At 72.5% G+C, this 17,642-nt stretch carries 15 protein-coding genes; 8 read left to right on the forward strand and 7 right to left on the reverse strand.

What is annotated here, in order from left to right:
• Positions 1–82: 82 nt before the first annotated feature.
• The 3 genes from HD593_RS15845 to HD593_RS15855 are packed head-to-tail and all read left to right on the forward strand — an operon-like array spanning position 83 to position 5,198.
• Positions 83–676, forward strand: a complete 594-nt coding sequence (locus HD593_RS15845) for a D-sedoheptulose-7-phosphate isomerase (RefSeq protein WP_221524783.1) — start codon at positions 83–85, stop codon at positions 674–676.
• Positions 661–3,240 carry an alpha-mannosidase gene (locus HD593_RS15850; RefSeq protein ID WP_221524784.1) on the forward strand — a complete coding sequence of 860 codons (2,580 nt, stop codon included), beginning with the start codon at positions 661–663 and terminating at the stop codon, positions 3,238–3,240. Before HD593_RS15845 ends, HD593_RS15850 begins: the two co-directional genes overlap by 16 nt.
• Positions 3,237–5,198: a glycoside hydrolase family protein gene (locus tag HD593_RS15855; RefSeq protein ID WP_185102892.1), complete on the forward strand. Its 1,962-nt coding sequence runs from the start codon at positions 3,237–3,239 to the stop codon at positions 5,196–5,198. The genes HD593_RS15850 and HD593_RS15855 overlap by 4 nt, the downstream gene beginning before the upstream one ends.
• Here HD593_RS15855 and HD593_RS15860 read toward each other — a convergent pair.
• Positions 5,176–6,408 (reverse strand): erythromycin esterase family protein, encoded by a 1,233-nt coding sequence (locus tag HD593_RS15860; protein WP_312903491.1) that lies wholly within the window; start codon positions 6,406–6,408, stop codon positions 5,176–5,178. The genes HD593_RS15855 and HD593_RS15860 overlap by 23 nt on opposite strands.
• 93 nt (positions 6,409–6,501) lie before the next feature.
• Between HD593_RS15860 and HD593_RS15865 the strand changes: the two genes are divergently transcribed.
• The 3 genes from HD593_RS15865 to HD593_RS15875 are packed head-to-tail and all read left to right on the forward strand — an operon-like array spanning position 6,502 to position 8,337.
• On the forward strand, positions 6,502–7,200 hold the full coding sequence (locus HD593_RS15865; RefSeq protein WP_185111886.1) for a TioE family transcriptional regulator: 699 nt from the start codon (positions 6,502–6,504) through the stop codon (positions 7,198–7,200).
• Between the two features lie 37 nt (positions 7,201–7,237).
• Positions 7,238–7,558: a DUF4240 domain-containing protein gene (locus HD593_RS15870; RefSeq protein ID WP_185102893.1), complete on the forward strand. Its 321-nt coding sequence runs from the start codon at positions 7,238–7,240 to the stop codon at positions 7,556–7,558.
• Between the two features lie 59 nt (positions 7,559–7,617).
• Positions 7,618–8,337 carry a DUF6882 domain-containing protein gene (locus tag HD593_RS15875; protein WP_312903492.1) on the forward strand — a complete coding sequence of 240 codons (720 nt, stop codon included), beginning with the start codon at positions 7,618–7,620 and terminating at the stop codon, positions 8,335–8,337.
• A 55-nt stretch (positions 8,338–8,392) separates the two neighbouring features.
• On the opposite strand, the gene HD593_RS15880 is transcribed toward HD593_RS15875, so the two are convergent.
• From HD593_RS15880 to HD593_RS15895, 4 genes are read right to left on the reverse strand one after another with little or no spacing between them, the layout of a single operon-like run.
• Complete coding sequence (locus tag HD593_RS15880; protein WP_185102894.1) at positions 8,393–8,980, reverse strand: GTP-binding protein; 588 nt, start codon at positions 8,978–8,980, stop codon at positions 8,393–8,395.
• Positions 8,961–9,338: a DUF742 domain-containing protein gene (locus tag HD593_RS15885; RefSeq protein ID WP_185102895.1), complete on the reverse strand. Its 378-nt coding sequence runs from the start codon at positions 9,336–9,338 to the stop codon at positions 8,961–8,963. Before HD593_RS15885 ends, HD593_RS15880 begins: the two co-directional genes overlap by 20 nt.
• Positions 9,335–9,754, reverse strand: coding sequence for a roadblock/LC7 domain-containing protein (locus HD593_RS15890; protein WP_185102896.1), 420 nt, complete (start codon positions 9,752–9,754; stop codon positions 9,335–9,337). The genes HD593_RS15885 and HD593_RS15890 overlap by 4 nt, the downstream gene beginning before the upstream one ends.
• Positions 9,751–12,111: a sensor histidine kinase gene (locus HD593_RS15895; RefSeq protein ID WP_185102897.1), complete on the reverse strand. Its 2,361-nt coding sequence runs from the start codon at positions 12,109–12,111 to the stop codon at positions 9,751–9,753. The genes HD593_RS15890 and HD593_RS15895 overlap by 4 nt, the downstream gene beginning before the upstream one ends.
• 193 nt (positions 12,112–12,304) lie before the next feature.
• Between HD593_RS15895 and HD593_RS15900 the strand changes: the two genes are divergently transcribed.
• Positions 12,305–13,366 carry a terpene synthase family protein gene (locus HD593_RS15900; RefSeq protein WP_185102898.1) on the forward strand — a complete coding sequence of 354 codons (1,062 nt, stop codon included), beginning with the start codon at positions 12,305–12,307 and terminating at the stop codon, positions 13,364–13,366.
• Here the strand turns inward: HD593_RS15900 and HD593_RS15905 are convergent.
• Positions 13,363–14,901, reverse strand: coding sequence for a prenyltransferase/squalene oxidase repeat-containing protein (locus tag HD593_RS15905; RefSeq protein WP_185102899.1), 1,539 nt, complete (start codon positions 14,899–14,901; stop codon positions 13,363–13,365). The genes HD593_RS15900 and HD593_RS15905 overlap by 4 nt on opposite strands.
• On the reverse strand, positions 14,898–16,253 hold the full coding sequence (locus HD593_RS15910) for a cytochrome P450 (RefSeq protein WP_185102900.1): 1,356 nt from the start codon (positions 16,251–16,253) through the stop codon (positions 14,898–14,900). The genes HD593_RS15905 and HD593_RS15910 overlap by 4 nt, the downstream gene beginning before the upstream one ends.
• Before the next feature lie 368 nt (positions 16,254–16,621).
• Here HD593_RS15910 and HD593_RS15915 point away from each other — a divergent pair, with 368 nt between their 5' ends.
• Positions 16,622–17,632, forward strand: coding sequence for a polyprenyl synthetase family protein (locus HD593_RS15915; protein WP_246546558.1), 1,011 nt, complete (start codon positions 16,622–16,624; stop codon positions 17,630–17,632).
• Positions 17,633–17,642 lie beyond the last annotated feature (10 nt).

A 17,642-nucleotide genomic window follows, 5' to 3' on the forward strand; every position in this document is an offset into this window, starting at 1 on the left:
ACCGGCGTCCCCGAAATCAGCCGGCGCCGCGAACTGGACCGGCACCACGAACCGGACCCTGACCTCGCCTCAGGAAAGACCCATGCCTGATCTTCCCCCGATGCCCCCGATCCCCGACGTCCTCGCCGAACACGTGGCGGCCCACCTGGCCGCCGCCCGCGGCATGACGGCGCTCCTGCCCGCCGTCGAGGCCGCCGCGGACCTGCTCATCGACACCTTCACCCGCGGCGGCACCCTCTACACGATGGGCAACGGCGGCAGCGCCGCCGACGCCCAGCACCTCACCGGCGAGCTGATCGGCCACTACAAGCGCGACCGCCGCCCGCTCCCCACGGTGACGCTGACCACCGATGCGACCGTCATGACGTGCATAGCCAACGACTACGCCTATGATGACGTCTTCGCCCGGCAGGTCCGGGCACTGGCCCGGCCGGGCGACGTCGTGGCGGCCTTCACCACCAGCGGCAACTCGCCCAACGTGGTCAGCGCGCTCGAGGCCGCGCAGGCCAACGGCGCGGTCACGGTGCTGTTCGGCGGCGGCGACGGCGGTGCCGCCGTCAAGCACGCCGATCACCTCCTCCTCGCCCCCAGCTCAGAGACCCCGCGCATCCAGGAGATCCACACACTGATGCTGCACATGATCAGCGAAAAGGTCGACGCTTGGGCGGCCGCGTGACCGGGCGCAGGGCGCCGATGTCGAACGCCCCCTCCGGCAGCCAGCCACGCGACCTCCCCCGCGCCCCCAGGCCCGTGGCCTCCCCCTCCCGCACCCTGCACATGATCGGCAACGCGCACCTCGACCCGGTGTGGCTGTGGCCGTGGCAGGAGGGCTACCAGGAGGCGCGGGCCACGTTCTGGTCGGCGATCCACCGCATGGACGAGTACCCGGACTTCGTCTTCACCTGCGACCAGGTCGTGCTGCTGTCGTGGGTGGAGGAGTCGGACCCCGAGCTGTTCGCCAGGATCCAGGAGAAGGTGGCCGAGGGCCGCTGGGTCATGACGGGCGGCTGGTGGGTGGAGCCCGACTGCAACATGCCGTCGGGCGAGTCGTTCGTCCGCCAGGGGCTGTACGGGCAGCGTTACCTGAAGGAGAAGTTCGGCGTCACGGCCTCGGTCGGCATGAACGTGGACCCGTTCGGCCACAACGCCATGCTGCCGGCCATCCTGCGCGGCCAGGGCATGGACTCGTACTGCTTCCTGCGCCCGGGGCCGCACGAGAGCGAGCTGCCCGGCACGATGTTCTGGTGGGAGGCGCCCGACGGCAGCCGCGTGCTGGCCTACCGCATCCCGTTCGAGTACTGCAGCCCGCCCGGCGAGGTGGCCGGGCAGACGGAGAAGGCGCTCGGCCAGCTCGACCGCTCGCTCGGCGACCTGATGATCTTCTACGGGGTGGGCAACCACGGCGGCGGCCCCACCAAGGCCAACATCGAGTCCATCCACCGCTACGACCGGATGGGCACGTTCGGGGAGCTGACGATGTCGTCCCCGCGCCGCTACTTCGACGAGATGAGCAAGCGGCTCGGCGAGCAGGGCCTGGCGGAGCTGCCCGTCTGGCGCGACGACCTGCAGCACCACGCGGCCGGCTGTTACTCCGCGCACTCCGGCATCAAGGCCTGGCAGCGCAGGGCGCAGGCGGCGGTCCTGTCGGCCGAGCGGTGGGCCGCCGTCGCCGGCCACGACGCCCGCGCCGACCTGGAACGGGCGTGGAAGCAGGTGCTGTTCAACCAGTTCCACGACGTGCTGCCCGGCTCGGCCATCGAGCCCGCCTACGACGACGCCCGCGACCAGCTCGGCGAGGCCGTGGCGATTTCCAAGCGGATCATCACCAGGGCGCACAACGTGATCGCCCGCGACATCGCCGTGCCCGAGGAGATCGGCACCCAGCCCGTCGTGGTGTTCAACCCGCACCCGTGGCCGGTCACCACCCGGGTCGAGATGCAGTACGGCCTGGCCCCGAACGGCGTGCACGTCGTGGACGCCGACGGCGCCGACGTGCCCTGCCAGCGCACCCAGTCCGTCGCCACCACCGACGACAAGGGGCGCGGGGCCACCGTGTTCCAGGCGGAGCTGCCCGCGCTGGGCTACCGCCTCTACCGGCTGCGCCAGGGCCCCGGTCAGCACGCGTCAGGCACGTTGCTGGCCTCGGAACACCACCTGGAGAACGACGTTCTCCGGCTGGAGCTCGACCCCGTCACCGGCTGGCTGTCCAGCCTGGTCGACAAGCGCACCGGCGTCGACCTCCTGGCCGGCGCCTCGGGCCCGCACACGCAGGTCTGCGAGGACCCCACCGACACCTGGGGTCACCGGGTCGTCTCCTACGACTGGCCGGGCGAGGAGATGGTCACCACCGGCATCGTCCTGCGCGAGCGCGGGCCGCTGCGGGCCCGCCTCCGGGTCGAGCGCGAGTGGGGCCGCTCCACCATGGCCGAGGAGTTCATCCTGGGCGCGGGGGCCGACGACGCCGTCGAGGTGCGGGTCACGCTCGACTGGCGGGAGCAGGCGCACCTGATGAAGCTGCGCTTCCCGGTCGGGCTGGAGAGCCCGGTGGCCACGTACGAGATCCCGTTCGCCCACCTGAACAGGCCCATCGACGGAGCCGAGGAGCCGGCCCAGTCGTGGGTGGACCTGTCGGGCGCCGTGCGCGGCACGCGGGCCGGCCTGGCCGTGGTGAACAACGCCAAGCACGGCTACGACGTCTCCCCGCCGAGCCCCGGTCGCGGTCACAGCATCGGCATCACCGCCGTGCGCAGCCCGGTCTACTCCTGGCACGACCCCCGGCTGCTGGACCCGGACGGCTACTACTCCTTCCAGGACCAGGGGACGCAGCGGTTCTCGTACCTGCTGGTGCCGCACGCGGGCGACTGGCGGGCCGCCGGGCTCACCAGGCGGGCCGCGCTGCTCGGCTCCCCGGTGCGGGCCATGCTGGAGAGCTTCCACGACGGCGCGCTGCCCAGCGCGCGCGGCTACCTCGACGACGGGAACGGGCAGGTCCTGGTCACGGCGGTGAAGCTGCACGAGGACGCCCCGCGCGACCTCGTGGTCCGCGCCGTCGAGAGCACCGGGCGGCCCGCGGTCGCGACGCTGAACATCCCCATGGCCGGGATCAGGCTCATCGCCGAGTTCGGGCCGAGCGAGATCCGCACGTTCAGGATCCCGCTCGACGACCCGCTCTCCGCGATGGAGACCGACCTGGTCGAGCTGGGCGTGCGCAAGGGCGCGTTCACCGTGGAGCCCTGGTGACCGGCGGGGCCGCCGGGCCGGTCGCCGACCAGCCCCGGCCCGGCGAGGCCGGTGAGCCGGTCGCGGATCCGCCGCGGCGGGTGCCGTGCGTGGTCGTTCCCGATCCCGACGGCGGCGAGGTGCTCGTCGAGCTGCTGGACGCGGCCGGGCCGTTCGGCGTGGAGTGGACGTGGGGCGAGCGGCGGCCCACGGGCCGCCGCGAGCTGAGCCTGAGCATCCGGTACGGCGGCGCCGCGCCCGCCGCCGCGACCGTCCGCGTCAGCAGGTCGGTGGCGGCCACCGGCGATCCGTGGTGGCTGATCCCCGGTCTCTTCTACGGCGAGAACAGGCCCGCGGACTGCCAGCGCGTCTTCCCGCGCTTCGAGCCCGGCGCCGACCGCCCCGAGGAGATGGTCTCGGCCCGCTGGGGCTTCCGCGCCGACCGGGCCGCCACCCCCGCCGTCCTGGTCTGGGGCGACACCGGCGGCACCGCCCTGATCGCGGACGAGGAGTCGCCGCTCGGCCCGACCGGCCTGTCCATCGAGCACGAGGACGGGCGGGCGGCGGTCGCGCTGCTGTTCCCGTACCGGGAGTTCCCCGTCACGTACTACGGCTCCGCGCTGGCGCTGCCCGCCCGGGCCGCCACGCACGTGTGGCAGCCGGGTGAGTCGCACGTCCTCACGCTCGCGACCGGCGCGCTGCCCGCGGACCGGCACGCGTACGCGCCGCTCCTGCGCGAGGACCGCGACCTGCGCCTGCCCGCCGCCCCCGTCGAGCCGTGGGAGGACGTGGCGGAGGCCGCCGACATCGCCGCCGAGGGCCTGTACCGCTGGCACTACGACCCCGACCTCGGCGTGCTGCTGGAGACGGTCGGGTTCGACCGGGAGGTGAGCGGCACCAACGGCGAGCGGGTGGACCGGCAGGCCATGCACGTCGGCTGGGTGAGCGGGATCCCGTGGGCGGCGGCGCTCCTGGAGCACGGGCTGCGGAGGGGACGGCCCGAGCACGTCGCCGCCGCCGAACGGGTCATCGACTTCATCTGCGCCAACCTGTCGCCGTCCGGCACGTTCTGGGGCACCTGGTACCGGCGGTCGGGCTGGTCGCAGAGCTGGAGCCACGTCAAGGACGCCCTGCACGCGCGCACGCTGGGGGAGGCGACCCTCTTCCTGCTGCGCGCGCTGCGCTCCCGCCCGAACCCGGCCTGGGAGGCGGCCGCCCGCTCCAACCTGCGGGTGATGGCGGCCCGCCAGCGCGAGGACGGCAACCTCGGCACGCTGCACCACGCCGCCACCGGCGAGGTCCTGTCCTGGTCCGGCGCCTCCGGCCTGACCTGGGTGGCCGCGCTGGCCGAGTCCGGCGACCCCGGCCACCTGCGGGCGGCCGAGCGCGCCGGGGAGTACTACGCCTCGTTCGTCGAGGACGAGTTCGTCTACGGCGCGCCCGAGGACGTGGACCTGGCCCCCACCTCGGAGGACGGGTACGCGGCCGTGCTGGCGTACATGGCGCTGCACCGCCGCACCGGCGCCGCCCGCTGGCTCGACCTGGCCCGCCGCGCCGCCGACTGGACCCTCACCTTCCGCTACACCTACAACGTGCGCTTCGGCCCGCGCACCCCGCTCGGCCGCTACGGCTTCGCCACCCGCGGCGCCGACCAGGCCTCGCCGTCGAACCAGCACCTGCACGCGTACGGGCTGGTGTGCACGGCGGAGCTGGTGGAGCTGTCGGAGGCGCTCGGGGACCCGTACTACGCGGAACGGGCGCTCGAGACGCTGGACTGCTTCCGCCAGCTCCTCCCGGCGGCGGACGGCGACCTCAACGCCTACCGGGGCATGATCACCGAGCGCTACTACCAGACGGACTGCTTCCAGCCCAAGGGCATGTACCTGACGCTGTCGCACGCCTGGAGCGCCGGGGTGCTGCTGCTGGCGTGCGAGCAGGTGCTCGCCCGTGGCGGGGTCAGCGCTCGCGCACGTTCCTGACGAAGACGATCCCGTCGGTCTCGCCCAGGTGGGCGGGGTCGAGCGGGAAGTACCCGTGGTTGGCCGCGGCGTCCGTGCGCCGGGCCGGGGCGAGGTCCTTGACGGCCGCCGCCAGCAGGCGCGAGTCGACGACGTGGCGCTCGCCGGGGAGCGTGGCCAGCACGCCCTCGACCGTGCCGGGATCCGGGTCGCCGAGGCCCTGATGGCGGACGGCCCCGAGGGCCGAGGCGAGGAAGGCGTACCCGGTGCCGAGGCGGGCGCTGGTGATCGCCCCCGCGCTCCACCACTCCAGCGCCAGGTCCGCGAGCTGCCACGTGCTCTTCTCCCGCTGGAGGTGCCGGTTGTGGGCGAAGACGAGCGCGGGGCCGTGCTGGGCGATGGCCTCCAGGTTGTCGGCCATCATCGCGTCGCGCAGGCCCAGCATCCGTGCGACCCGCTCAGGCGACGGGTCGGCCATGATGGTGTGGTAGCGCAGCAGGCCCGTGGCGGTGCGCGCGTACAGGTGCGCCCGCTCCCACTCCTCCCGCGAGCTCGCGCGGAGCAGGTGCGGCGCGTGCACGGTGAGCAGCGGTACGAGGTCGTCGGTGAGCAGGCGCAGCTCGGCCACGTCGGGGGAGCCGCCCACGGACCGCGACGGGTCCATGGCGGCGGCCTCGTCCGTCCACCGCTCGTCGGGGCCCAGCAGGCGCTCCAGGGTGTCTCGGGAGCAGGGGACGGGGACGGCGGCCGCCGTCAGGTAGTCGTGGAGGGCGAGGAGGGTGTGGCGCGGGCTGGCCGCGCTCATCATCTCCAGGGGCGCGTCGAAGCCGAAGAACCGCAGCCGGTCCTCGTCGGGACGGCCCTCGTTGTACGCGCGCATCCACCGGAGGAGGTCGCGGGTCGCCTCCCGGTCCCAGAAGCCGTGGCTGAAGCCGGTGCGCATGACGTCGTCCAGCGAGCCGGCGCCCGTCCGGACGTAGTCGTCCACGACCAGACCGGCCACGCAGTCGCTCTCGATGGCGAACGCGCGGTAACCCTCGTGCTCGACCAGCTCGCGGAAGATCTCGTTGCGCAGCTCGTGGATCGGCCGCTCGTCGTGCAGGGCCTCGCCCAGGCCGAGCAGGCGGGGGCGGGCGGGCAGCGAGCGGACGAGACGGGTGACGGCGGCGACGCCCTCGGCGTCGAGGTCCCGGGCCGCGTCGCGGACCGCCGGGGCAGGGGTCATCTCCATGCCTTCTACGGTATCGTTGAAGTTCCTGTTGAGACTTTGGCCGCAGGTCCCGCGAGAAGTCGCGGCGGGACCCTCAACCTGGTGAGGTACGTCATGCCCCGTGCGCGGCTGCGGCCGGTGGACCTGGCACGCGAGCACGGCCTGTCCACCCAGGCGGTCCGCAACTACGAGGAGGCGGGGATCCTCCCGGCCGCCGCGCGCACCGAGCACGGCTACCGCACCTACACGGCTCGCCACGCCCAGGCGCTGCGCGCGTTCCTCGCCCTGGTGCCCGCGCACGGGCACGCCACCGCGACGTCGATCATGCGGGCGGCGAACGAGGGCGGCACCGAGGAGGCGCTGCGGCTGATCGACGAGAGCCACGCGCAGCTCCTCGACGACCGGCGCACCCTCCAGGCGGTCGAGCAGGCGCTGCGCTCGCTGGTGCCGCTGCGCTCGCCGGAGCCGGGGGTCACGTTCATCGGGCCGCTGGCCAGGAGGCTGGGCATCCGGCCCGCGACGCTGCGCAAGTGGGAGCAGGCCGGGCTGATCGAGCCGGGCCGCGACCCGGCGACCGGCTATCGCGTCTACAGCGCCGCCGACGTACGCGACGCGCAGCTCGCCCACCAGCTCAGGCGGGGCGGCTACCTGCTGGAGCAGATCGCGCCGCTGATCCGGCAGGTGCGCGCGGCGGGCGGGCTCGCGCCGCTGGAGAGCGCGCTGCGCGACTGGCAGGCGCGGCTGTCGGCCAGGGGGCGGGCGATGTTGCGGGGCGCGGCGGCGCTGGACGCGTACCTCGACGGGCAGGCGTGACGGTTCTTTGTCGGACCGGATGGCGTGATCTCCGGCCATGGACACCACGCGCTACTGGCAGCTCGTCGAGGACTCCCGGGCCGGAGCAGGCGACGAGTGGGAGGTCGCCGACCGGCTCACCGACCGGCTGTCGGCCCTGCCTCCCGCCGAGATCATCGCCGCCCAGCAGGCCTTCTGGGACCTCATGGCCGACTCCTGCCGGGCCCCGCTCTGGGGTGCCGCGTACATGATCAACGGCGGCTGCTCCGACGACGGCTTCGAGTACTTCAGGGGCCGGCTGATCACGCAGGGGCGCGCGGTGTTCGAGCAGGTCGTGGCCGAGAGTGGGGCTTCGGCTTCGAGGAGGGCGACGAGCTGAGCCGGCGCCTGCCCCGGCTGGCCGCCCTCTACAACCGCTGAGCCCCTAGGCTGCCGGACGTGCACAATTCGCTCACCTTCGCCAACCTGCTCGACGACGCCGCCCTGCTCTCCCTGGAGCACCAGATCCACCTCGAAGAGGTGCTCGCCGAGCACGGCTGGCACGTGGACCTCCAGCAGCCGCGCTTCGACTTCACCGGCACCCGCACGATCACCTGCACCGCCTTCCACCTGCTCGGCAGCGCCGCCCCCGGCCCCGCCACGTGGCTGTGGGCCTGGGCGAACCCGTCCGGCTTCGCCGAGCCGGTCGTGGCCGCGTCCGCCCGCCTGCGCGACTTCGGCGTCCGGTACGGCATCCAGGAGCTCGCCTCGGCGGAGGTCCCGTTCAGCGCCCTGCCAGGCTCGCCGGAGGAGCCGCACCTGGCGGCGGGCATCCTGACGGAGGCGGCCAAGGCGGTGACCGGCCTCTGGAGCTCGTACAACGGCGACGCGGGCGGCGGCACGCGCGCCGCCTTCCTGGTGGAGCACCCCGACTTCCGCCTGCCTGCGCCCGAGCCGACCCGCGTCATGCGGGTCCTGCAGCAGGCGCTCATCGGCCCGCAGCTCGCCGACCGGCGGCGTGCCCTGCACAGCTACGCCGTCAAGCGCGGCCTCGGCGTGGACTTCGCCGGTGACCAGGCCAGGCTCGTCGGGCCCGGGCTGGAGGCGGTCGTGGAGTTCGACGGGTACGGGCGCCTGGCGGGCATCAAGGCCAGCCTGTCCTCCCCGCAGGGCGGCTGACCCGGCCCCGCCAGGGGAGAGCGCGAGAGGGCCGGGGAGCCCTCTCGCGCGAGGGTCAGCTGCCGACCGGTTCCGCGCGGAGCCGGGCCGAGTGCTTGACCAGGGTGATCAGGACCTCCCGGCTGGAGTCCCGCTTGCGGGCGTCGCACAGGATGATCGGGATCGACGGGTTGAGCTGCAGCGCCAGCCGTACCTCGTCGAGCTCGAACGTCGGCGCCCCCTCGAAGCAATTGACCGCCACCACGAACGGCGTGCCGCGCCGCTCGAAGTAGTCGACCGAGGGGAAGCAGTCGGCCAGCCGCCGGGTGTCGGCGAGGATGACCGCGCCCAGGGAGCCCTCCGCCAGCTCGTCCCAGACGAACCAGAACCGCTCCTGCCCCGGCGTGCCGAACAGGTACAGGACGTAGTCGTTGCCGAGGGTGATCCGGCCGAAGTCCATCGCCACGGTGGTGGTGCGCTTGGCCTCCACCGAGGTCAGGTCGTCGACGCCGATGCCGCGGTCGGTCAGCACCTCTTCGGTGCGCAGCGGCCTGGTCTCGGAGACCGCGCCGACCATCGTCGTCTTGCCCGCGCCGAACCCGCCGGCGACCAGGATCTTGATCGCCGTCGGCAGGCGCGGACGCTCAGAGCGAGCGAAGACCATCGAGCACCGCCCTGTACATCTTCATGTCGTGCATGTCCACCTCGGATCGGGGTTCCTGGGCAGAGACGAGTTCGCGGTCGAACAGGTCGCCGAGCAGCACGCGGATGGTGCCGGCCGGTAGGTCCAGGTATGCGGCTATCTCGGCTACGGACTTGGGCTCGCGGCAGAGCTGCAGTATGCGCAGGTGCTCGGGGTCCAGCCCGGCGTCGGGGCCCGGCGGCGGGCCGACCGCCAGCGCCATGGAGATCAGGTTGAACCTGCCGTGGGCAGAGTGGGTACGGCCACGGGTCACGACATAGGGCCGGATGATCTCCGGATCCACCCAGTGCTCGTCCGTGGGCTCGTCCGCGCCTCTCACCGGTCGCTCCCGGCGACGGCCTGGGCGCCGCGCGCGCCGGAGGTGAGGTACTGGCCCACCCGCGCGACCATCATCGCCATCTCGTACGCCACCAGCCCGATGTCCGCGTTCTGCGCGCACAGGACGGCCAGGCAGGCCCGCTCTCCGGCCGCGGTGACGATGAGGAACTGGTTCTTCCACTCCACGACCGTCTGCCGCACCGCACCGGCGGAGATGTGGTCGGAGACGCCCTTGGCCAGGCTCTGCAGCCCGGAGGCGACGGCGGACAGGTGCTCGCCGTCGGTGCGCTGCAGCGCGGCGGACGAGGCCATCAGCAGCCCGTCGGACGACAGCACGATGGCGTGCTCGGCCTCCTTGACCCGGTTGACCAGGTCGTCCATCAGCCAGTTGAGGTCGGTGCCCGCGGTGGGGGTCATGCGTCACCTCCTTGCTGTTCCTCCAGCATCTTGGCCGCCTGCGAGCGGCCGCGCCGGGTGCCTGACTGCAGAGATCCCATCATCGCGCGGATCTCCTCCGGCGAGCGCTCGTCATCGTCCTCCTCAAAGTCGGGCTGCGTGGGCGTGTCGTCCCGCAGCGCTGGCGCCAGGTTGGCCTGGGGCACCCGAAGGGGGAGCCCCCCTGGTGTGAACTCGGTCACAGACTCCTGCTCCGGTTCGGCTGGCGTTTCGGCTTGTGGTTCCGGGGCGGGCGCGGGTTCGGGCCTCGGCACGGCTTCGGGCCGGGGCCGAGGGGCGGGCGGGGGAGCGGGGGCCGAGGCGGGGGCGGGGACGGGAGTGGGTCGCGACGGGAACGTGCGCACGTTCTCCGCCGTGGCGGGCCTGATGGCCGTGGCCACGGCCGGCTGCCTGCGCGGCAGCCGCTCCCGCTCGCCGCCGTCCTGCGGCTCGGGCGTGGGGTCGAGCTGGACGAGCTCCTGCGGCAGCAGCACCACGACCGTCGTGCCACCGTACGGGGACGCCTTGAGCACCACCTGGATGTCGTGGCGCTTGGCGAGCTGGCTGACCACGTAGAGCCCCAGCCGGGCGGTGCCGGTGATGCGGAACTCGGGCGGGTCCGCGATGCGCTCGTTGGCCGCCTCCAGGTCCTCGGGCTTCATGCCCAGGCCGCGGTCCTCGATCTCGATCACGTACCCGTTGGCCACGAGCTGGCCGCTGACCTGCACGTTCGTGTACGGCGGCGAGAACGACACGGCGTTCTCGATCAGCTCGGCGAGCAGGTGGATGACGTCACCGACGGCGCGGCCGACGAGCACCACGTCGCCCATGGGCATGAGCGAGACCCGCGTGTAGTCCTCGACCTCGGCCAGCGCGCCGCGGACCACGTCGACCATGGGCACCGCGCGCCGCCACGTACGGGCGGGGGAGGAGCCGGACAGGACGATGAGGTTCTCCGCGTTGCGCCGCATGCGGATGGCGAGGTGGTCGAGCCGGAAGAGCTCCTTAAGCTCCTCGGGGTCGGTCTCGCGGCGCTCCATCACGTCCAGCACGGTGAGCTGGCGGTGCACCAGGCCCTGCGTCCTGCGGGCGAGGCTGAGCAGGATGTCGCGGATGCTGCGGCGCAGCTCGGCCTGCTCGGCGGCGACGGAGATGGCGGTGCGCTGCACGGTGTTGAACGCCTGGCCCACCTGGCCGATCTCGTCGTCACCGAAGTCGAGCGCCGGGGCCTCCTTGGCGACGTCCACCTCCTCGCCGTGGCCGATGCGCTCGACGATGCCGGGCAGGCGCTCGTCGGACAGCTCGTGGGCGGCGTCGCGCAGCTTCTGGAGCTGGGCGAGCAACTGCCTGGCCGTGGTGATGGACAGGATGATCGAGGCGATGACCGCGAGGAGGCCGAGACCGCCGGCCAGGACCAGCCGGATGATCACGTTGACGGCGACGGGCACGGTCCGGTCCACCACGTTGTCGCCCGCGGTGAGGACCATGGTGTTGAAGTCGGCGAGGAAACGATCGGTCGCCGCCTTCCACTCGACGGCGGTGAACGGCAGGCTCAGCGAACCCGGGTCGTGCTCCATGACCTGCCGCTCCAGGTTCTGGAGCCGTACGGCCGCCTGGCCCTTGATCAGCTTGTCGTAGGCGGCCCTGTCGGCGTCGGGCAGGTCGGTCGCGGCCTGTTCGGCGGTGGTCCGCCAGGAGCCCACGATCTGGGCGAACTCGGCCACCGTCGCGGGCGTCAGCCGCCCGTCGCTGAGCGCGCTGGCCAGCAGGGCGTCTTCCCTGGTGAGGAGCTCGCGGGCGCGGCTGAGGGCGAGCAGGGAGCGGACGTCCTTGGCGAGGTCCTTGTCGTCGAGCGTCGCCAGCGAGCCGTACAGGCCGTAGATGGGGTCGATGACGCCGTTGTACGCGCCCGACGTCTGACCCTGGTCGAACCGGCCCGCGTCGATGCTCCGGCGGATGTCCTTGAGCGACTCCAGCCGCGTGAACATCTCGGCGAGCTGCTCCTCGCCCTGGTCGTCGAGGGCCCAGCCCACCACCGTGGTGTCCGCCGACTCGCGGAAGGCGGCGTGCAGGCGGTCGGTCTCCTTCCGCTGGGTCTCGAGCTCTTTGCGGGTCTGGGGCGTCTTCTCGTTCAGCCTGACCATGGACAGCCTGCGCTCCCTCTGCAGGGCGAAGAGCAGGGGGTCGCTCGGGGCTGAGACGGAGGAGTCGAGCTGGGAGACCCACAGGAGGTTGACACCCTCACGGAGGGTGACCCACGCGGCGAAGACCCACAACGCTGCCAGGGAGAGCAGCATGGCGGTGATCTTGGTCCGCAGCCGCGTCTTGCGGAAGCGCATTGTATCCACCCTGTGAAAGTCACATGTTGTGTTCCGGTCACCTGGCGTACGGTGACGCGGGACATCATATCGATCAAGGAACCCTAGCGCAGGGCAAAGCACCTCTCAAGCAACCAGAATCACCGATGTCAGTGACTTGACCCAATTTGGTCAAATTTGCGATGAAATATGTCAAAATCGGTATTCTTGGTAAGTGAACGATCCTGTCTCCGCATATTTCGACATCCGCAATGAGCTCGCCGACCGGCTCCTCGAACAGTCTCATCAGCTGGCCGGGGTGCCCGAGCAGGACCGCGGTGCCGTCCTGGAGGCCGCGCTCGACGCCGTACCCGAGGTGGAGCGGCTGCTGCGCCCCTACGCCTCGCTGTTCGCCGACGGCAACAGCGCCGCCAGCCGCCTGGCCTTCAGCTGCCTGTCCGCCGCGGCCACGTTCCCGCACGCGCGACGGGAGCAGATCGCCGACCTCGGCGCCCTGAGCACGATCCTGTTCGGCGTCGACGACATCACCGACAACCTCGCGGGTGACTGGACCGACCGCGACATCGTGGTGCTGTTCGGTGACCTGGCCTCCGTCCTGTCCGGCGCGCCGCTCGCTGTGGACGCCGCCGCCGGCGCCGCTGCGGACGCCGGGACGCGGCCCGTGGACGAGGCCATGGCCGCCTGGCAATCCTGGTGCGCCCGCCTCCGTCGGTACGACGGCGCCGGCGCGTACCTGCCGATCCTGGCGGCACAGCTCGAACGCACCGGCGAGGCCATGGCCCGCGAGCGGGTCTGGGCGACGGGCGGCGAGCCGTGGCCGGCGTACGAGGAGTACCTGCCCCACGCCGCCGTCACGTTCCTCTACCACACCTGGTGGCTGGCGGCCCTGGCGATCTGCGGCCCGGCCCCCGCCGACGCCGCCGCCGTCTGGCGCTCCATCGAGCAGGTCACCGACCTCGGCGCGGCGTGCCTGCGGCTGGCCAACGACGTCAGGACCTTCCAGCGGGAGCGCCACGAGGGCAAGCCGAACGCGGTCCTGATCCTCGAGGGCGCCGGCACGAGCACCGAGGCGGCGGTCGAGCGGGTGACGGCGCACATCCGCCGGCTCAACGCGGAGTTCGCGGAGGCGATCGCCGGCCTGCCTGACGGTCTCGCGTGGGTCGCGGACGGGCAGTACAGGTGCGTGACCTTCAGCGGGGGCTGGTACATGGCCAGGGACACGCACGCCTACACCGTCCGGGACCTCGCCGCGGATGCCGACGCCCATCGCGGCTAGCCCACCTGGGCCCGCGCGCGCCGGATGAGGTGCGACGACGCGATCACCGCGGCGCGGGCCACGGCCCGGGGGACGTACAGGTCCTTGTCATGCCAGAGCGGCGGGTGGTCGCCGCCGGCGGTGCCGGTCAGGTGCGCCTGCCCGCGCTCCGCCGCGCGCAGGCGCCGCGGGTCCTCGGCGTCCCGGGTCAGCAGCAGGATCTGGATCGCGTACGCGCTCTCCTCGGCGGTGCCCTCCCAGCGGCCCCAGGAACCGTCCGGCCGCTGCGTGTCCAGCGCCCACTCGGCCGCCGCGCGCACCGCCTCCCGCGAGGCGTCGCCGCCGAACGCGTCGAGCGCCAGCGCGCAGCTCGCGGCGGCGTAGTACGGCGAGGCGTGCCACCGGTCCGTCCAGCTCCCGTCCGGCAGCTGGCGATCGCGGATCCAGGCGGCCAGCTCGGCGATGGCCTGCTCGTAGCGCGGCGCGGCGTCGGGCCTGCGGCGGACGTACTCGCCGAAGGCGTCCAGCACGTGGGCGTTGACGCTGACCGAGACCCCCTGCTCGCCGGGCCAGGTGGCGAAGTGGGTGCCGGTGCGGAACGCCCACAGGCTGTCCGGCTCGTACGGCGCGCCGAGCAGCGCCAGCGCGTACAGCGCCACGGACGTCGTGTCGCAGTCGGCGGGTAGTCCGGGCCCGGCGGGCGTTCCGGCGGGACCGATGGCAGCCCTGATGTCGGCCACCATCTCCGGCGGCACCTCGACGGCCACGCCCGCCCGCAGCAGCCAGCTCAGCACCCAGCCGCGCTCGAACACGGTGATGGGCAGCCCGACGGGCACCGGGCCGCCGAATAACCGGACCACCGCCTCCAGGTGCCCGCGGGCCGGCTCGTGCGCGTCGTGCTTCCCGTGCTCGCCCAGCCAGGCGGCGGTCGCCGCGGGCGAGGCGCCGACGCTGCCGATGGGCGTGGGACGGATGCCGGGCGCTCCGGCGGCGGCCTCGGCCGCGATCTCCAGGGCGTGCTGCAGCTTCTCCGGCACCTCCTTGCCGGACCGGACGCGCGACCTGACCAGGTGGAGGGCGTCGTAGCTCATGCTCTCGGGCAACGGCACCGGCGAGCGGCCCGGCAGCCCCTCGACATGCTTGTTGATGCGGTCGACCAGGGAGGGGACGATGTGCTCGATCGCCGGCATGTCGGGAAGGTCCAGCGGGCCGCTCAGCCAGGCGGACAGGATCCGCAGCCCCCGGTCGGCCGCGGCCGACAGGCTCTCGCCGCAGCCGTCCAGGTCCCCGCGCGTCAGCGCGGCGAGCAGGCCCTCGGTGGCGCTCAGGGTCGGCACCACGCCGTACCCGTCGGGCGCGCCCCAGGAGCCGTCCTGCCGCTGGGTGCGGATCAGGTAGTCGACGCGTTCCCGGTGGCCGGTCAGCCAGGGGGCGAGCGAGACCAGCCGCCCGGTCTCGTAGACCGAGGGCGAGACCTGCCCCCATGGGCGGAGCATGAGGCTCGTGACCAGCTCGTCCGCTTCCGCGGTGATGTCCATCGCTTCGCCGATGCTCATGCCGCACGGTTCCGTTCGATCGGCCGCAGGTGGAGGAAGAGCTTCTGCTTGGGCCGCAGGGTCGCCCCGCCCGGGACGGGCCGCAGCTTCTGCGGGTTGGCCACGACCGTCCGGTACTTGCTCATCAGGTTGGCGATCACCAGGGACGCCTCGACGTAGAACAGGTGCTGGCCGAGGCAGACGTGCGGACCCAGGCCGAACGGGATGAACGCGTAGCGGTGCCGGCGCCCGTTCTTCTCGTCGGCCCAGCGCTCGGGGTCGTACTCCAGCGGCCGCGGCCAGAACTCCTCCAGCCGGTGCGTGGTGTACGGGCTGATCAGGATCTGCGAGCCGGCCTCGATCCGGACGCCGCCGATCTCCGTGTCCGCCACGGTCTGGCGCGGGACGACCCAGGCGTTCGGGTAGACCCGCAGCAGCTCCTGCAGCACCATGCGCAGGTAGGGCATCTCGGCGACGTGCGACGGCCGCACCGGGCCGCCGCCCACCACGCGGTCGACCTCCTCCTGCAGCCGGGCGTTGACCTGCGGGTGGTCGTGCAGCACCTGCCACAGCCAGATCAGCGACATCGCCGTCGTCTCCGAGGCCGCGCCGTAGATGTTGACCAGGTCGTCGCGCACCTGGTGCAGATCGGCCCTGCCCTCCTTCTCCAGCCTGGCCGTGAGCAGCGCCGAGACGACCTCCTTCCCGTTGTTGTTCTCGCGCTGCGCCTGCTGGATGAGCGGGTAGACGATCTCGTCGATCTTCTTCGCCGACCGCAGGAAGGCGCGGTCGCCCGGCACCCGGATCGAGTACGGCGCGAAGGGGAAGAGCATCCGGAAGCCGATCGAGGTGGCGCAGGTGGCGAACTCGGGCGCCAGCTCCTCGGCGGTCTCACGGGTGATCCGGCCGCCGAACAGGACCTTGATGACGGCCTGGTTGACGATGGAGGTCATCTGGTGCTCCACGTCGATCGGCCGGCCCGTTCGGGCGAAGTCGTCGAGCTCGCCGATGCGCTCGGCGATGATGTCGGCCATGTCCTCGGCCAGCGAGGCCGTGTAGCGCGCGGTGAAGAGCGGCTGCAGGATCTTTCTCGCCGACGCCCAGGCCTCGCCCTCGCCGAGGATGCTCTGACCGATCAGGCGCTGCAACGGCCGCCAGAACACGCCCTCGCGGACGAAGTTGGTCCAGTCCGTCTTGAGCACCTGCTGGACGTGGTCAGGGTGCGAGACGAGATAGGGACGGAAGGGCCCGAGATGGAGCCGGACGACCTGGCCGGAGGCGTCGGTGCCCATCCTGGCCAGCTCGGTGACCGGGTCGCTCACGAGCCGGGGTATGGCCTGGAACGTCGGGACGATGTGAGGGCTGGTCGTCAAGGCTCCCTTGACGTGCGGCATGGCGGCGATCCCCGATCCGGATGCGTGGCGCATCTCAGAGTTGACGGCGTGGACATCGGTGATGTCCTGCGTGGCGGCTGGGTAGGGGTGGAGGTACGGCTGAACCCGGGAAGGCCCGCGCTACCGTTCTAGACGGCTCGGTCCTCTGGGAGACGTGCGGCCGGCGGGGCATGGGGTGCAAGCGGGACGGATGCGCCGAGATGAGCCACACTTGCCACAAGTGATCCCTTCATCGCGCAGGGTGCACGTCTCACATCACGGACATTCCCTGACAAAAGTCAACCGATGGGTGGAGTATCACATGCTTGTGCATGTAGATTCAAGATCGTACCGGGGTAGGAGCACCATTGAATCTGAGCCATCCGCACAGCAGCGGCACGATCGTCCGCTGCCGGCGGCTGCTTGAACCCGCCCTGCGCGAGGTCGTCTCGGGGCTGCATCCGTGGGGCGCCAGGATGGTGGCGTTCGCGATGGGCTGGGCGGGCCTCGACGGCAGAGAGCAGGACGCTGACGGCGGCAAGGGCCTGCGGCCCGCCATCACCATGCTCAGCGCCGAGGCCGTCGGCGGCACCGCCGAGGACGCGCTGCCCGCGGCCGTGGCGGTGGAGCTGGTGCACGCCTTCTCGCTGGCGCACGACGACATCATCGACCGCGACGAGCTGCGCAGGCACCGCGCCACCCTCTGGAAGGCGTACGGCGTCGGCCCCGCGCTGCTCACCGGTGACGCGCTGCTGGCCCTGGCCGTCAGCCGGCTCGCCGCGCGGCCCGAGGCGATGCCGTACCTGTCGGCGGCCCTGATCGAGCTCGTCCAGGGCCAGACCGCCGACATGGCCTTCGAGAACCGCCCCTGGAGCGGCCCCGACGTGGTCACGATCGAGGAGTACGCCGAGATGGCCGCGGGCAAGACCGGCGGCCTGCTCGGGGCGGCCGCGGCCACCGGCGTGGCCCTGGGCGGGGCGCCGGAGCTGGCCGACCGCATGTGGACGATGGGGCGCGACCTCGGGGTGGCGTTCCAGATCGTGGACGACGTGCTCGGCATCTGGGGCGACCCCCGCCTGACCGGCAAGCCCGTCCACAACGACCTGCGGCGCGACAAGAAGACCCTGCCCGTGCTCGCCGCCCTCGCCTCCGGCGGCCCGGCCGCCCGCGAGCTGGCCGCCGTCCTGGCGACAGGGGCGGCGGACGAGGAGTCCGTACGGCGCGCCGCCCACCTCGTGGAGGAGGCGGGAGGCCGCGAGAAGGCCCGGGCGCTGGCGGACCGGTACCTGGACTCGGCGCTCGGCGTGCTCGACGAGTGCCTGCCGGAAGCCACCGAGCTGCGCGACGTGTGCCACTCCCTGGTCGACCGGGTCAGCTGACCGCTGCTCG

This window comes from Nonomuraea rubra, from assembly GCF_014207985.1.
Classification (GTDB): Bacteria; Actinomycetota; Actinomycetes; order Streptosporangiales; family Streptosporangiaceae; genus Nonomuraea; species Nonomuraea rubra.

Bases quoted from the DNA above. Each gene is read 5' to 3' on its own strand.
- HD593_RS15895 (WP_185102897.1), bottom strand. From the start codon at position 12,111: ATGCGCTTCCGCAAGACGCGGCTGCGGACCAAGATCACCGCCATGCTG.
- HD593_RS15865 (WP_185111886.1), top strand. From the start codon at position 6,502: ATGCCCCGTGCGCGGCTGCGGCCGGTGGACCTGGCACGCGAGCACGGC.
- HD593_RS15870 (WP_185102893.1), top strand. From the start codon at position 7,238: ATGGACACCACGCGCTACTGGCAGCTCGTCGAGGACTCCCGGGCCGGA.
- HD593_RS15845 (WP_221524783.1), top strand. From the start codon at position 83: ATGCCTGATCTTCCCCCGATGCCCCCGATCCCCGACGTCCTCGCCGAA.
- HD593_RS15905 (WP_185102899.1), bottom strand. From the start codon at position 14,901: ATGAGCATCGGCGAAGCGATGGACATCACCGCGGAAGCGGACGAGCTG.
- HD593_RS15880 (WP_185102894.1), bottom strand. From the start codon at position 8,980: ATGGTCTTCGCTCGCTCTGAGCGTCCGCGCCTGCCGACGGCGATCAAG.
- HD593_RS15890 (WP_185102896.1), bottom strand. From the start codon at position 9,754: ATGACCCCCACCGCGGGCACCGACCTCAACTGGCTGATGGACGACCTG.
- HD593_RS15860 (WP_312903491.1), bottom strand. From the start codon at position 6,408: ATGGAGATGACCCCTGCCCCGGCGGTCCGCGACGCGGCCCGGGACCTC.